Source organism: Cryocola sp. 340MFSha3.1, assembly GCF_000383315.1.
Taxonomy (GTDB): Bacteria; Actinomycetota; Actinomycetes; order Actinomycetales; family Microbacteriaceae; genus Leifsonia.
The window spans coordinates 1,375,868-1,389,565 of sequence record NZ_KB911088.1 but is presented as its reverse complement, the minus strand read 5'-3'; the positions used below and the strand labels follow the sequence as shown (position 1 = coordinate 1,389,565).

Here is a 13,698-nt window from a genome sequence, read left to right as displayed (position 1 = left end):
ACGGGGCGGACGGATCACGTCCACCGACTACATGATACGGGGCGCCGGCCGGAACCGACGCCCCGCCGCAGTAAGAGTGCCCGGGGTTCACCCGGGCACTCTCACTTGCGGAGCTGTTACTTCTTGGAGGACTTGACCGACCACTCCCAGAAGTTCCAGAACGGACCGGACTGTCCGCCGTTGTACTTGACGCCCTCGACCCGCGAGGTGGTCGCGAAGACACCCGGGAGCTGGAACAGCGGCAGACCGTAGCCGTCGGTGAAGGTCTGCTTGTCGATCTGGTACTCGATCTTCGTCAGCTCATCCTTGTCCAGGGTGGTCTGCGACTTGAGGGCCAGGTCGTTGGTGCCCGTGTAGCGGTTGTAGTTTCCGCCACCCTGCGAGGCGAACACCTGCGGCAGCTGCGTGGTGCCTGCACCCGGGCTGATCCAGCCGAAGAGCGAGGCGTCGTAGTCGCCACCCGGGAGGAGCTTGCTCCAGTCGGGCGAGCCGGCGTCGACGACCTTGATGCCGGCCTTCGCGGCCGAGGCCGAGATCGACTGGAACTCGTCGACACGGTTCGGGTTGTTGGTGTTGTAGAGGATGCGCACGGTCGGGGTGGCACCGGCGAGCAGCTGCTTGGCGCCCTCGATGTCGACCTTGTCGTACTTGTCAGAGCCGTTCTGCTTGACGCTGCCCTCGTACTGCTCCTGGTTCGGCAGGAAGATCTGCGAGTTCAGGACCTTCGCCTTGGAGTCGACCGGGGTGACGATCGAGTCGAGGATCTGCTGACGCGGGATCGTCTTGAGGAACGCCTCGCGGACCTTCTCGTCCTTGAACACGGGCGAGCCGAAGTTCAGGTCGAGGTGGTCGTACGACGCCTGAGCACCGGTGAGGATCTTCGCGCTGGTCTGCTTGAGCGCGGTGATCGTGTCGGCGGACGCCTGCGGGTTGATGATGTCGACCTCACCGTTCTGGAGCGCGGTGACCTGGGCGTTCGCGTCCGGGATGATGCGGAACACGATCTTGTCCACGTTCGGCTTCAGACCGCCGGCGTAGTACTTGTTCGGCGTCATCGTGAGCGACTGGCCGGGGGTCCACGACGAGACGACGAACGGGCCGGAGGAGACCAGCAGGTCCTTGTCGGTCGGGAACGCGGTCACGTCGTAGCCGGTGTTGACGAACTCCGCCGCCTTCTTCAGCGTCGGGTCGGCCGGAGCCGGGTTCGCCGGGTCGCCCTTCGGCAGGCCCTTCAGCAGCTTCGTCAGGTCGGCGGCCGAGGAGAGGCCCGCCTTCTTGGCGACGATGTGAGCGGGCTGTGCGATCGGGTTGACGAGCTCCCAGTCCACGTACGGCGTGGCGTACTTGAGGGTGATCGTGCGGTTGTCGTTGCTCACCGTCGGGAAGTCGGTCGCGTCGATGCCCGCGGTCGAGCCCGCGATCTGGAAGTACTGCGTGCCGCTCGTGACGTTGCCCTCGTCGTCGAACTTCGCCGAGTCGTAGTGGCCGGAGGCGATGGCCCACGCGAGGATCATGTCATCGGCGGTGACGGGCTCGCCGTCAGACCACTTGTCGTCCTTGTTCAGCGTGTACTTGACCGTCAGCGGGTCGTCCGAGGTCTTCTCGAACGTGCCGAACTTGTCGTCGTGGACGATCTTGTAGTTGTTGTCGATGTACTGGAAACCGGTCCCGTACGAGCCGTTGAGGTATCCGACCTGGCCGTTGGTGTCCAGGTTGCCCTGCGGCGTCTGCGAGTTGAACGAGGTGAAGTCGTTCACAACCGCCACCGTCACGGTGCCGCCCTTGGCAGCGGACGAGGTGCTGGTGCTCCCGGACGTGGTGCAGGCCGACAGCGCGAGTGCTGCGACGCCTGCGACGGCGACCGCGCTGACCGCGAACCTGCCCTTTCTTCCGTTGATGTGCAATGTTCCTCCTGTGCGAAGTGTGCGTCGGAACGGGCATGCGAGAAGCCTGGTCCGCGCGGGATAAGAATGACCCTAGGTAGCGGTGCCAGCGATTGCAAAACAGCGCGGGAAAACGTTACAGAGTGGTAACTCAGTCGGAGGATTCGTGCACGATGCGCACAAAAACGGTGGATTTGATCGTGCAATGCAACGATTGAATGGTTGCGGTCGGGGCTGGCAGGATGCCGGTATGGCTGACGCGCTGACCTGGGCCGGAGAGACCCCCGTGGAGCGCGCCGCGCGCCCCCGCCTCTGGTGGGAGGTCGCCATCGTGCTCGGCCTGTCGCTCGGGCAGTCGGCGATCTACTCCATCGTCACGATCATCGACCGTGCGACCCAGAGTACGCCCCTGGCGGACCAGAAGGCGGAGGTGAACCCCGCCCAGTCGAGCCGGGAGGTCTTCGACTTCCTGTACCAGGTGCTCGGCAATCTGTTCCCGCTGTTCGCCGTCGCCCTGGTGATCTACCTGCTCTGGCAGCCGCAGCGCAGCGGCTTCCGGCGGATCGGCTTCGACCTCACGCGTCCCGCCCGCGACCTCGGCGGCGGGGCGCTGCTGTTCCTCGTGATCGGCATCCCCGGCATCCTCTTCTACGCCCTCACCCGGCTGCTCGGAATCACGGTCACGGTGGAGGCGTCGACGCTCGACGCGCACTGGTGGACGGTGCCGGTGCTCATCCTCGCCGCGCTGCGTGCCGCGCTCCAGGAGGAGGTCATCATCGTCGGCTACCTCTTCACGCGCCTGCGCCAGCTGGGCTGGGGAACGTGGTCGATCATCCTGGGCGCCGCGGTGTTGCGCGGCAGCTACCACCTGTACCAGGGCTTCGGCCCGTTCGTCGGCAACGCGATCATGGGCATCGTCTTCGGCTGGTGCTACACCCGCTGGGGCCGCGTGATGCCGCTCGTCGTCGCCCACACGATCATCGACATCGTCTCGTTCGTCGGCTATCCCCTCGCGGTCGCCCTCTTCCCCCACATCTTCGCCTGAACCCCCGCCGCCGAGTCCGCAAACTTTGCACGGAATCGCGGGGCGAAGCGTGCAAAGTTCGCGGACTCGACGGTGGGGGTGAAGGGCGGAGGCGGTTAGGGGTGGGTCAGGCGAAGGCCTCGGGCGGCGGGCAGGCGCAGAAGAGGTTGCGGTCGCCGTAGGCCTGGTCGATGCGGCGCACCGGGGGCCAGTACTTGTTCCGGACGAGCGCAGGGACCGGGTAGACCGCCTGCTCGCGGGAGTACGGGTGCGTCCAGTCGGACGAGACCGCCGACTCCGCGGTGTGCGGCGCGTTCCGCAGCGGGTTGTCGTCGGACGGCCAGTCCCCCGCCGCGACGGCGTCGGCCTCCTCGCGGATCGCGATCATCGCGGCCACGAAGCGGTCGAGCTCGGCGAGGTCCTCGCTCTCGGTCGGCTCCACCATCAGGGTGCCGGCGACCGGGAACGACATCGTCGGCGCGTGGAAGCCGTAGTCGATGAGCCGCTTGGCGACGTCGTCGACCGTGACCCCGGTGCGCTCGGTCAGCGGACGCAGGTCGAGGATGCACTCGTGCGCCACGAGGCCGTCCTCCCCCGCGTAGAGCACCGGGAAGTACTCCCGCAGCCGTGCAGCGACGTAGTTCGCCGACAGCACGGCCGCTCCCGTCGCATCCTTCAGCCCCTCCGCTCCCATCATCCGGACGTACGCCCAGCTGATCGGCAGGATGCTCGGGCTGCCGTACGGGGCCGCCGAGACCGGCGCTCCGCCGTGCTCGACGCGGCCGCCGCCCACGATCGGGTGCGTCGCGTCCTGCGCGAGCGGGTGGCCGGGCAGGAACGGCGCGAGGTGCGCCTTGGCCGCGACCGGGCCGACACCCGGGCCGCCGCCGCCGTGCGGGATGCAGAACGTCTTGTGCAGGTTGAGGTGGCTGACGTCGCCGCCGAAGTCGCCGAACCGGGCGTAGCCGAGCAGCGCGTTGAGATTGGCGCCGTCCACGTACACCTGGCCACCGGCGTCATGCACGGCCTGGGTGATCGCGACCACCTCGTGCTCGTACACGCCGTGCGTCGACGGGTAGGTGATCATCAGCGCGGCGAGCGTGTCGGCGTGCTCCGCGATCTTGGCGCGCAGGTCGTCGAGGTCGACGTTGCCGAGCTCGTCCGTCGCCACGACGACGACGCTCATGCCGGCGAGCACGGCGGAGGCCGCGTTCGTGCCGTGCGCGGACTGCGGGATGAGGCACACGGTGCGCTGCAGGTCGCCGCGCGACCGGTGGTATCCGCGGATCGCGAGCAGTCCGGCGAGCTCGCCCTGGCTGCCGGCGTTCGGCTGCAGCGAGACGGTGTCGTACCCCGTGACGTCGGCGAGCCACTCCTCCAGCTGGTCGATGAGCTCCAGCGAGCCGGCCACGTCGGCGGCCGGGGCGAAGGGATGCAGCGCAGCGAACTCGGGCCAGGTCACGGCCTCCATCTCGGTCGCCGCGTTGAGCTTCATGGTGCAGGAGCCGAGCGGGATCATGCCGCGGTCGAGGGCGTAGTCGCGGTCCTGCAGCAGGCGCAGGTAACGCATCATCGCTGTCTCGGAGTGGTGCGTGTTGAACACCGGGTGGCTGAGGTACTCGGACTCGCGCGCGAGCACCGGGTCGTAGGACGCCTCGCCGGAGAGCGTGAGCGCCGGGACGCCGTCGACCGTGCCGCCGAGCACCTCGATGAGGTCCCCGAGCGGGAAGTCGCCGTCGCGGAGGTCCTCCGCCGACTCCTCGTCGATGCTCAGCGAGACGAGACCGGCGTCGGTCGCGTGCAGCAGGAGGCCGCGGTCGTGCGCGCGGGCGACGACGGTGGCCGCGTCATCCACCTCGACCTGCAGCGTGTCGAAGAACGAGCGCGACACGACCTCGACACCGGATGCGCGGAGCGCCTGGGCGACGGCGGCCGTCGTCAGGTGCACCTGGCGACCGATCGCGCGCAGCCCGGCGGGGCCGTGGTAGACGGCGTACATCGCCGCCATGACGGCGAGGAGCACCTGCGCGGTGCAGATGTTCGAGGTCGCCTTCTCGCGGCGGATGTGCTGCTCGCGGGTCTGCAGCGTGAGCCGGTAGGCGGGCTTCCCGACCGCATCCTGCGACACTCCGACCAGACGGCCGGGGAGCTGCCGCTCGAGGCCCTTTCGGACCGCCATGTAGCCGGCGTGCGGGCCGCCGAACCCCATCGGGACGCCGAAGCGCTGGCTCGTGCCGACCGCGACATCCGCTCCGAGCTCGCCGGGGGCGCGCAGCTGGGTGAGGGCGAGCAGGTCGGCGGCGGCGACGATGACGGCCCCCGCCTCCTTCGCCGTGCGGATGACGGCGCTCGGATCCCACACTCGCCCGGAGGCGCCCGGGTACTGCACGAACAGGCCGAAGGCGTCGCTCAGCTCCGGGGCATCCGCCGGGAGGCTCGCCAGGTCGAGCACGACCAGCTCGATGCCGACCGCGTCCGCCCGGTTGCGCAGCAGCGCCAGCGTCTGCGGGAATGTGTCGACGTCGACGACGAAACGCGGCGACTTCGCCTTGGATGCGCGGCGCGCCAGCAGCATCCCCTCGACGACCGCAGTCCCCTCGTCGAGCATCGAGGCGTTCGCCGTGTCGAGGCCCGTGAGGTCGGAGACCATGGTCTGGAAGTTGATCAGCGCCTCCAGCCGGCCCTGCGAGATCTCCGGCTGGTACGGCGTGTACGCGGTGTACCAGCCCGGGTTCTCGAGCACGTTCCGCTTGATCACCGCGGGCGTGATCGTGCCGTAGTAGCCGAGGCCGATCAGGCTGCGGTTGACGGTGTTGCGGGCGGCCAGCGCGCGCAGCTCGCGGAGGGCGGCGCGCTCGCTCAGCGGAGCCGGAAGCACGGACTCGCGCCCGGCGTCCGCGCGGATGGAGTCGGGGACGGCCGCGAGGACGAGGTCCTCCACGGAGGCCCACTCGCGGGAGGCGGCCGCGCCGATCGCGGACAGCATGGTGCTCTGCGCGTCGCCGTCGGTGCCGATGTGACGCGCTGGGAAGAGGTCGGTCATGTGAGGTGGGGGAACCTTACTCGCCGGTCAGGGCGGCGTACTCGTCGTAGCTCAGGAGGTTGTCGGGCAGCTCGGTGAAGCGGACCTTCACCAGCCAGCCCTCGCCGAACGGGTCGGAGTTGACGAGTTCGGGGGCGTCGACCACGGCGCTGTTGGCCTCGGCGACGGTGCCGTTCACCGGGGCGAACAGCTCGCCGACCGACTTGGTCGACTCGATCTCGCCGACCACGCGGCCGGCGGTGACGTCGCTGCCCTCCTCGGGCAGCTCCACGAACACGACGTCGCCGAGCTTCTCGGCGGCGTAGGCCGTGATGCCGACGGTCGCGACGTCGCCATCGACCAGGAGCCACTCGTGCTCGGGCGTGTACTTCAGGTCTCGTTCTGCGGCCATGGCTAGCGCTTCTTTCTGCTGTAGAAGGGGAGGGCGGTGACGGTGAACGGGAGGCGGGTGCCTCGCACATCCACGTGGAGCACGGTGTTCTCGCGGGCGAAGCGGGGGGCGACGTAGGCCATCGCGATGGGCATCCCCAGCGTCGGGGAGAGCGCGCCGGAGGTGACGACGCCGACCTCGGCGTCGTCGCCGGTCGTATCGTCGTGCGCGAAGACCGGGTAGCCGGCCCGGGCGGCGCGCTTGCCCTCCCCGGCGAGGCCGACGAGCACACGGGCCTCCGGGTCCGGCCCCTCCTCGCTGGCGGCACGACCGACGAAGTCGGTGTCCTTCGCGAGGTTGACGACCCGGCCGAGTCCCGCCTGCGCCGGCATGGTGTCGAGGCCGAGCTCGTGGCCGTACAGCGGCATCCCGGCCTCGAGGCGCAGGGTGTCGCGGCTGGCGAGGCCGGCGGGAACGAGGCCCTGCTCGGCTCCGGCCTCGAGCAGGGCATCCCACAGGGCGCGCGCGTTGTCGGGCGCGAGGTAGAGCTCGAAGCCGTCCTCGCCGGTGTAGCCGGTGCGGGCGATGAGCACGGGATGCGTCTCGAACTCGGCCGGGAGCGACCAGTAGTACTTGAGGGCCGAGAGGCGCTCCCCGAAGTCGGAGCCGCCGAGCGCCCCGGCGTCGGCCGACAGGCCCGGCGTCGCGAGCAGGATGGAGAGGGCGGCCGGACCCTGCACGGCGATCAGGGCGATGTCGTCGGACTCGTCGAAGACCTCGACGTCGAACGGCGCGGTCCGGTCGCGCAGCTCGGCGGCCACCGCATCCCGGTTCGACGCGTTCGCGACCACCATGTAGCGGTCGTCGCCGGTGCGGTACACGACGAGGTCGTCGACGATGCCGCCGGAGCGGGAGAGCAGGAGGCTGTACTTCGCCTGGTCGACGTTGAGGGCGGAGAGCTTGCCGGCGAGCGCATAGTCGAGCGCCTGACCGGCCTCCGGGCCGAGGAGCACGATCTCGCCCATGTGCGACAGGTCGAACAGGCCGGCGGCGGTGCGCACGGCGTGGTGCTCGGCGAGGTCGGAGGAATAGCGGACCGGCATCTGCCAGCCGGCGAAGTCGGTGAAGGAGGCGCCTGCCGCCGTATGGGCGTCGTGGAGCGGGGAGGTGCGCTCGGCGTTCGTACCGTCTGGCGTGCTCTGCGAGGTCATGAGTTCTCCGATCGCCGGCCGTCGGCCGGGGGCTGCGGGGGCGTCGCCGCTCCCGGGAAGAACTCCCCCTCTGTCATCCGGCCTGAGAGTTTCACCTCGCCTCCCCGAGGGGATGCGCGGCTTTCACCGTGGGCGAGGACGGCGGGCGCCATCCTGCTTTTCAGAGTGGCCAGTCCGATGCGGTACGCGTACCTGAGAGATTGTCGGGGAGGATTGCTCCTTCGGTGTCGCGCTCGCGCGCGACTCTCCCGCATCGACCTCGTTGGCCCGGTATTCGGTTGTCCGGCCAGCATATCCGCTCCCGCCGTCCCGTGCGCACGCGAAGATTTGCGCCAAATCTCGGTAATGCGCCCGTCATAACCGAGATTTGGCGCAAATCTCAGCGAGAAGGGCGGCGTTTGGTGTTCTGGTCGGGATGACACTAAGATGATCAGCACGTTAGAGTCATGTTGACCTTTAGGTGACGGGAGCGGCCATGACGGCACGGCACGAACGCGCGAGTGCGATCCTCGCCGTGTCGACGGTCATCTTCGCCCTGCGCACCGACGACGAGACCGGCGGCGTCCCGCAGGTGTGGCTGCCGCTCGTGCGCCGCATCCGCGAACCCTTCGAGGGGCGCTGGGCCCTGCCGGGCGGACCGCTGCGGGTCGGCGAGGACCTCCCCTACGCCGCTGCCCGCACGCTCAACGACACCACCGGCCTGACGCCCAGCTACCTGGAGCAGCTGTACGCCTTCGGCGACGCCGACCGCTCCCCCGGCGCCGAGCGCGTCGTCTCCGTCGTCTACTGGGCGCTCGTCCGCAGCGAGGAGGCCGAGCGCGCCAGCGTCGGCGAGAACGTTCGCTGGTTCCCCGCTGACGACCTGCCCGTGCTCGCCTTCGACCACAACGTCATCGTCGAGTACGCCCTCTGGCGCCTCCGCACGAAGATGGAGTACTCCCGCATCGCCCACGCCTTCCTCGGCGAGCGCTTCACGCTGGCCCAGCTGCGCGGGGTGCACGAGGCCGTGCTCGGCCGCGCCCTCGACCCGGCCAACTTCCGCCGCACGATCGAGTCCTCCGGGGCCGTCGTCGCCACCGACGAGTACCTCACCGGCACGCCGCACCGCCCGCCGCGGCTGTACCGCTACAACGACCAGATCGACCTCGCCGACGCGGGGCCGCTCCCCCGCCAGCAGCATCCGTTCGAAGGAAGAAACGCATGACCATCGCTTCGGTCGACACCACCATCCGGCTCATCGCGTCGGGGCAGCTCGACGGCGACACCTGCACCCCCGACCTGGTGGAGGCGCCGTGGACGTTCGACAGCGCGACGCCCTCCTACGGGCCCGGCGCTTCGCTTGGCGACCCCATCCCGGCGAACGCGCCTCGGCAGGGCGAGCTGCCCGAGGAGTACCGCACCGCCACGGCCCAGGAGCTCGGCGACCGCATCCGCGCCGCCAAGGAGACCCTCGGCGACCGCGTCGCGGTGATGGGCCACTTCTATCAGCGCGACGAGGTCGTCCAGTACGCCGACTTCGTGGGCGACTCCTTCCAGCTCGCCAACGCGGCCAAGGCCAGGCCGGAGGCGGAGGCGATCGTCTTCTGCGGCGTCCACTTCATGGCCGAGACGGCCGACATCGTCTCGCGCCCCGAGCAGAAGGTCATCCTCCCCAACCTCGCCGCCGGCTGCTCGATGGCCGACATGGCCGACCTCGACTCGGTCGAGGAGTGCTGGGAGCAGCTGGAGGAGCTGTACGGCACCGAGCCGGACGCCGACGGCCGCGTCCCCGTCATCCCGGTCACCTACATGAACTCGTCCGCCGCACTGAAGGCCTTCTGCGGCGAGCACGGCGGCATCGTCTGCACCTCGTCGAACGCGGCGACCGTGCTGGAGTGGGCGTTCGAGCGGGGGCAGCGCGTGCTGTTCTTCCCCGACCAGCACCTGGGCCGCAACACGGCGAAGGCCATGGGCATCCCGATCGAGCGGATGCCGCTGTGGAACCCGCGCAAGGCGTGGGGCGGGACGGACGCCGAGACGCTGCAGGACGCCCAGGTCATCCTGTGGCACGGCTTCTGCTCGGTGCACAAGCGCTTCACGGTCGGCCAGATCGAGCACGCGCGCGCCGAGTTCCCCGGCGTCCGCGTGATCGTGCACCCCGAGTGCCCGATGGATGTGGTGGATGCGGCCGACGAGTACGGCTCCACCGACTACATCGTCAAGGCGATCCAGGCCGCGCCCGCAGGCTCCACCTTCGCGATCGGCACCGAGATCAACCTGGTGCAGCGGCTGGCGGCGCAGTTCCCGCAGCACACGATCTTCTGCCTCGACGCGGTGGTGTGCCCGTGCTCGACGATGTACCGCATCCACCCCGGGTATCTCGCCTGGGTGCTGGAGGGGCTCGTCCGCGGCGAGGTGCTCAACCAGGTGACCGTTCCCGCGTCCGTCGCGGAGCCCGCGCGGGTGGCGCTCGAGCGGATGCTGGCGGCGCGGCCCGACACCACGATGGCGGCCTGACATGAGCCGCGTGGTCGTGGTCGGGAGCGGCATCGCGGGGCTGACCGCGGCGCTGCGAGCGCACACGCTCGGCCATGACGTCACGGTCGTGACCAAGTCGTCGTCCGTCGCCTCCGGAAGCACGCCGTACGCCCAGGGCGGCATCGCGGCGGCGCTCTTCCCCGACGATTCGGTGGAGGCCCACGTCGCCGACACCCTCCGCGCGGGGGCCGGGCTCAACGTCCGCGAAGCGGTGGAGGCGCTCTGCTCCGACGGCCCCGACCGCGTCCGCGAGCTGATCGCCCGCGGCGCGGCGTTCGACCGCGACGGCGACACGCTCGCCCGCGGCCTCGAGGCCGCCCACTCCTCCGCCCGCGTGCTGCACGCCGGAGGGGATGCGACCGGCGCCGAGCTGGAGCGGGCGCTGGTCGCCGCGGTGACGGCGGCGCGCATCCCGGTCGTCGGGGGCGCGTTCCTCCGCGACGTCATCGTCGACGACGGCCGGGCCGCCGGGGTGTCGCTGTGGGTCGACGGCGAGGCTCTCACCATCGACGCCGACGCGGTGGTGCTGGCCACGGGAGGCTGGGGCCAGCTGTACGCGCACACCACCAACCCGTCGGTCGCGACCGGCGACGGAGTGGCGGCGGCGTGGCGCGCCGGGGCGATGCTCGCCGATCTGGAGTTCACGCAGTTCCATCCCACCGCGCTGTACGCGGGCGATGGCGCGGCGGACGACGCGACGCACGACGCGGGCGCAGGCGCGTTCCTCGTCTCCGAGGCCGTGCGCGGCGAAGGCGCGGTCCTGCGGAATGCCGCCGGCGAGCGCTTCATGCTCGACGCCCACCCCGACGCCGAGCTCGCGCCCCGCGACGTCGTCGCCCGCGGCATCGCGGTCGAGATGGCCGCGCAGGGCGGTCGCCCCGTGCTGCTGGACGCGACGGCGCTCGGCGCGGAGTTCCTCGCCCGGCGGTTCCCGACGATCGACGCCGCCTCGCGCGCCGCCGGCCACGACTGGGGCCGGCGTCCACTCCCCGTCACCCCGGCCGCGCACTACGCGATGGGCGGCGTCGCGACGGACACCGAGGGGCGCACCAGCGTCCCCGGCCTGTTCGCCGTCGGCGAGGTCGCCTGCACCGGAGCGCACGGCGGCAACCGGCTCGCCTCCAACTCCCTGCTCGAAGGTCTGGTGTTCGCCCACCGGGCGGCCGGGGCGATCGACGCTCCGTGGGCCGAGCCTCCCGCGTGGACGCAACGCGCGGTGCGGGTGGAGGCGGACGGCGCACGATCTGTCGCGGCCGGCTCGCCGCATCCCGTTCTCCGCACCTTCGACCGCGACCGGTTGCGCGCGTTGATGTGGGAGGCCGCCGGCGTGCACCGCGACGGGGCACGCCTCGCCGCGGCCGCCGCCGAGCTCGCCGCCACCGCGATGCCCGACGCCGAGGCCGGGGCGAGGTCCGGAGAGGATGCGAACCTCCTCACCCTCGCCCGTCTCGTCGTCGCCGCGGCGCTCGCCCGCGAAGAGTCGCGCGGGGCGCACTTCCGCTCCGACTTCCCGCTCGCCGGCTCCGGCGAGCCCGCCCACACCGTCCTGCTCCCCCAGCCGACCCGTCTCGAGGTTCCCGCAGCATGCTGACCCGCCAGCTCATCCACACCGCCGTCCAGGCCGCCCTCGTCGAGGACGCCCCGTGGGGCGACGTGACCAGCCAGCTGCTCATCCCCGAGACGGCTCGCGCGACCGCGCGCCTGGTGGCCCGCGAGCCGGGCACCTTCGCGGGCGGCGAGGTGTTCGTGGCCGCGATGACGCTGACCGATCCGGCGATCGCCGTGACCGTGCACGTCGCCGACGGCGCGACGTTCGCGGCCGGGGATGCGCTCGCGACGGTCGAGGGACCGGCTCGCTCGGTGCTCCAGGCTGAGCGCGTCGCCCTCAACTTCGTCCAGCGCATGAGCGGCATCGCAACGCTCACGGCCGCGTTCGTCGCCGAGGTCGCCGGCACCTCCGCCCGCATCGTGGACACGCGGAAGACCACCCCGGGCCTGCGCGCGTTCGAGCGGCACGCCGTCCGCGCCGGCGGCGGCCACAACCACCGCTACTCCCTCTCGGACGCGGTGATGGCGAAGGACAACCACCTCGCCGTCCTCACCGCCCAGACCGGCCTGTCGGTCACGGATGCGCTGCTGCGGGTGCGCGAACAGCTGTCGCACACCACGCACCTGGAGGTCGAGGTCGACCGCATCGACCAGATCGAGCCGGTGCTCGCGGCCGGGGTGGACACGATCATGCTCGACAACTTCACCCTCGACGAGCTGCGCGAAGGCGTCGCTCTTGTCGCCGGGCGGGCCATCGTCGAGGCCAGCGGCAACGTCAGCCTCCCGACCGTCCGTGCGATCGCGGAGACCGGCGTCGACGTGATCTCATCCGGTGCGCTCACCCACAGCGTCCGCTCGCTCGACCTCGGACTGGACGTGGTGGTGGAGTGATCTACCTCGACGCGGCCGCCACCTCCCCGGTCCGCCGGGAGGTGCTGGAGGCGATGTGGCCGTACCTGACGGGCGACTTCGGCAACCCGTCGAGCCACCACGCCGTCGGCGAATCGGCCGCCCGCGGGCTCGCCGACGCCCGCTCGGCCGTCGCCGACTGGCTGGGCTGCCGCACGTCCGAGGTGACGTTCACCTCGGGCGGGACGGAAGCCGACAACCTGGCCGTGAAAGGCATTGCGCTGGCGAACCCGCGCGGACGCCACATCGTGACGACGCCGATCGAGCACGAGGCGGTGCTCGAGTCGGTGGACTACCTGGTGCGGCTGCACGGCTTCGAGGTGACCTTCGTGCCGGTCGGACCGGACGGCCTGGTCACGGCCGAAGCGTTCGCCGCCGCCGTACGGCCCGACACGACGCTGGCGAGCGTGATGCTCGCCAACAACGAGGTCGGTACGGTGCAGCCCATCGCCGAGCTTGCCGCTATCGCGCGCGAGCACGGCATCCCCTTTCATACGGATGCGGTACAGGCGGCCGGCTGGCTGCCGCTCGACGTGCGGGAGCTGGGGGTGGATGCGCTGAGCGTCTCCGGCCACAAGCTCGGAGCGCCGAAGGGCGTCGGTGCGCTGTACGTGAGAGGGCGCATCCCGCTGGAGCCGGTCATCCATGGCGGAGGTCAGGAGCGCGGCCGCCGCTCGGGGACGGAGAACGTCGCCGGCGCGGTGGCCCTGGCGACGGCTGCGCGGCTCAGCATCGCCGGGCTCGAGGAGCGGGCGACGGCCGTTGCCGCAGCACGGGACGCGTTCGTCGCCGCCGTGCTCGCTGAGGCGCCAGGCGCATCCCTGACCGGGCATCCCACGGCGCGGCTCCCCGGGACGGCGTCGTTCGTGTTCCCCGGGATCAACGGGGAGGCGGTGCTGCTGGAGCTGGAACGGCGCGGTGTCGTGTCGTCCAGCGGCTCGGCGTGCGCCGCCGGCAGCGAGGACGCGTCGCACGTGCTCCTCGCGCTCGGGTACCCGGAGGACGTCGCCCGCACGGCGGTGCGGTTCTCGTGGGGGCCGGAGGTGACGGCCGAGCAGCTCGCCGCGGTGGCTCCCGCTGTGGGCGAGGCGGTGCGGGCCGTGGCGGGGCTCGGCGGGTAGGGCTGTACGCGGGGGCGGGCGATAATCCTCCCGGTCGGGGTGGAAATCAAGCGTCTGTGGAGTGCTTCTGTG

10 protein-coding genes and 2 riboswitches are annotated in these 13,698 nt (G+C 70.9%); of the genes, 6 read left to right on the top strand and 4 right to left on the bottom strand.

Annotation, left to right across the window (positions count from 1 at the left end):
- Nucleotides 1-116 precede the first annotated feature (116 nt).
- Entirely contained in the window at nt 117-1,904 is a 1,788-nt protein-coding gene (locus tag H284_RS0117740; RefSeq protein WP_020077289.1) for an ABC transporter family substrate-binding protein, read from the bottom strand.
- A 229-nt stretch (nt 1,905-2,133) separates the two neighbouring features.
- Between H284_RS0117740 and H284_RS0117735 the strand changes: the two genes are divergently transcribed.
- On the top strand, nt 2,134-2,928 hold the full coding sequence (locus H284_RS0117735; RefSeq protein ID WP_018191496.1) for a CPBP family intramembrane glutamic endopeptidase: 795 nt from the start codon (nt 2,134-2,136) through the stop codon (nt 2,926-2,928).
- Nucleotides 2,929-3,034: 106 nt separating this feature from the next.
- Here H284_RS0117735 and gcvP read toward each other — a convergent pair whose 3' ends face one another.
- The 3 genes from gcvP to gcvT are packed head-to-tail and all read right to left on the bottom strand — an operon-like array spanning nt 3,035 to nt 7,531.
- Nucleotides 3,035-5,950 carry an aminomethyl-transferring glycine dehydrogenase gene (gcvP, locus tag H284_RS0117730; RefSeq protein ID WP_020077288.1) on the bottom strand — a complete coding sequence of 972 codons (2,916 nt, stop codon included), beginning with the start codon at nt 5,948-5,950 and terminating at the stop codon, nt 3,035-3,037.
- 16 nt (nt 5,951-5,966) lie between these two features.
- Nucleotides 5,967-6,341, bottom strand: coding sequence for a glycine cleavage system protein GcvH (gcvH, locus tag H284_RS0117725; RefSeq protein ID WP_018191498.1), 375 nt, complete (start codon nt 6,339-6,341; stop codon nt 5,967-5,969).
- A 2-nt stretch (nt 6,342-6,343) separates the two neighbouring features.
- Nucleotides 6,344-7,531: a glycine cleavage system aminomethyltransferase GcvT gene (gcvT, locus tag H284_RS0117720; protein ID WP_020077287.1), complete on the bottom strand. Its 1,188-nt coding sequence runs from the start codon at nt 7,529-7,531 to the stop codon at nt 6,344-6,346.
- A 63-nt stretch (nt 7,532-7,594) separates the two neighbouring features.
- A riboswitch (glycine riboswitch) is annotated at nt 7,595-7,700 on the bottom strand.
- A gap of 1 nt (nt 7,701) precedes the next feature.
- Nucleotides 7,702-7,792: riboswitch (glycine riboswitch) on the bottom strand.
- Nucleotides 7,793-8,006: 214 nt separating this feature from the next.
- On the opposite strand from gcvT, the gene H284_RS0117715 reads away from it, so the two are divergent.
- The 5 genes from H284_RS0117715 to H284_RS0117695 are packed head-to-tail and all read left to right on the top strand — an operon-like array spanning nt 8,007 to nt 13,626.
- Nucleotides 8,007-8,735, top strand: a complete 729-nt coding sequence (locus H284_RS0117715; RefSeq protein WP_020077286.1) for an NUDIX hydrolase — start codon at nt 8,007-8,009, stop codon at nt 8,733-8,735.
- Nucleotides 8,732-10,027 carry a quinolinate synthase NadA gene (gene nadA, locus H284_RS0117710; protein ID WP_020077285.1) on the top strand — a complete coding sequence of 432 codons (1,296 nt, stop codon included), beginning with the start codon at nt 8,732-8,734 and terminating at the stop codon, nt 10,025-10,027. Before H284_RS0117715 ends, nadA begins: the two co-directional genes overlap by 4 nt.
- A gap of 1 nt (nt 10,028) precedes the next feature.
- Nucleotides 10,029-11,639, top strand: coding sequence for an L-aspartate oxidase (gene nadB, locus H284_RS0117705; protein ID WP_020077284.1), 1,611 nt, complete (start codon nt 10,029-10,031; stop codon nt 11,637-11,639).
- Complete coding sequence (nadC, locus tag H284_RS0117700) at nt 11,633-12,487, top strand: carboxylating nicotinate-nucleotide diphosphorylase (RefSeq protein WP_020077283.1); 855 nt, start codon at nt 11,633-11,635, stop codon at nt 12,485-12,487. Before nadB ends, nadC begins: the two co-directional genes overlap by 7 nt.
- A complete protein-coding gene (locus tag H284_RS0117695; RefSeq protein ID WP_020077282.1) occupies nt 12,484-13,626 on the top strand; it encodes a cysteine desulfurase family protein in 1,143 nt (380 codons plus the stop codon). The genes nadC and H284_RS0117695 overlap by 4 nt, the downstream gene beginning before the upstream one ends.
- The last annotated feature ends 72 nt before the right edge of the window (nt 13,627-13,698 follow it).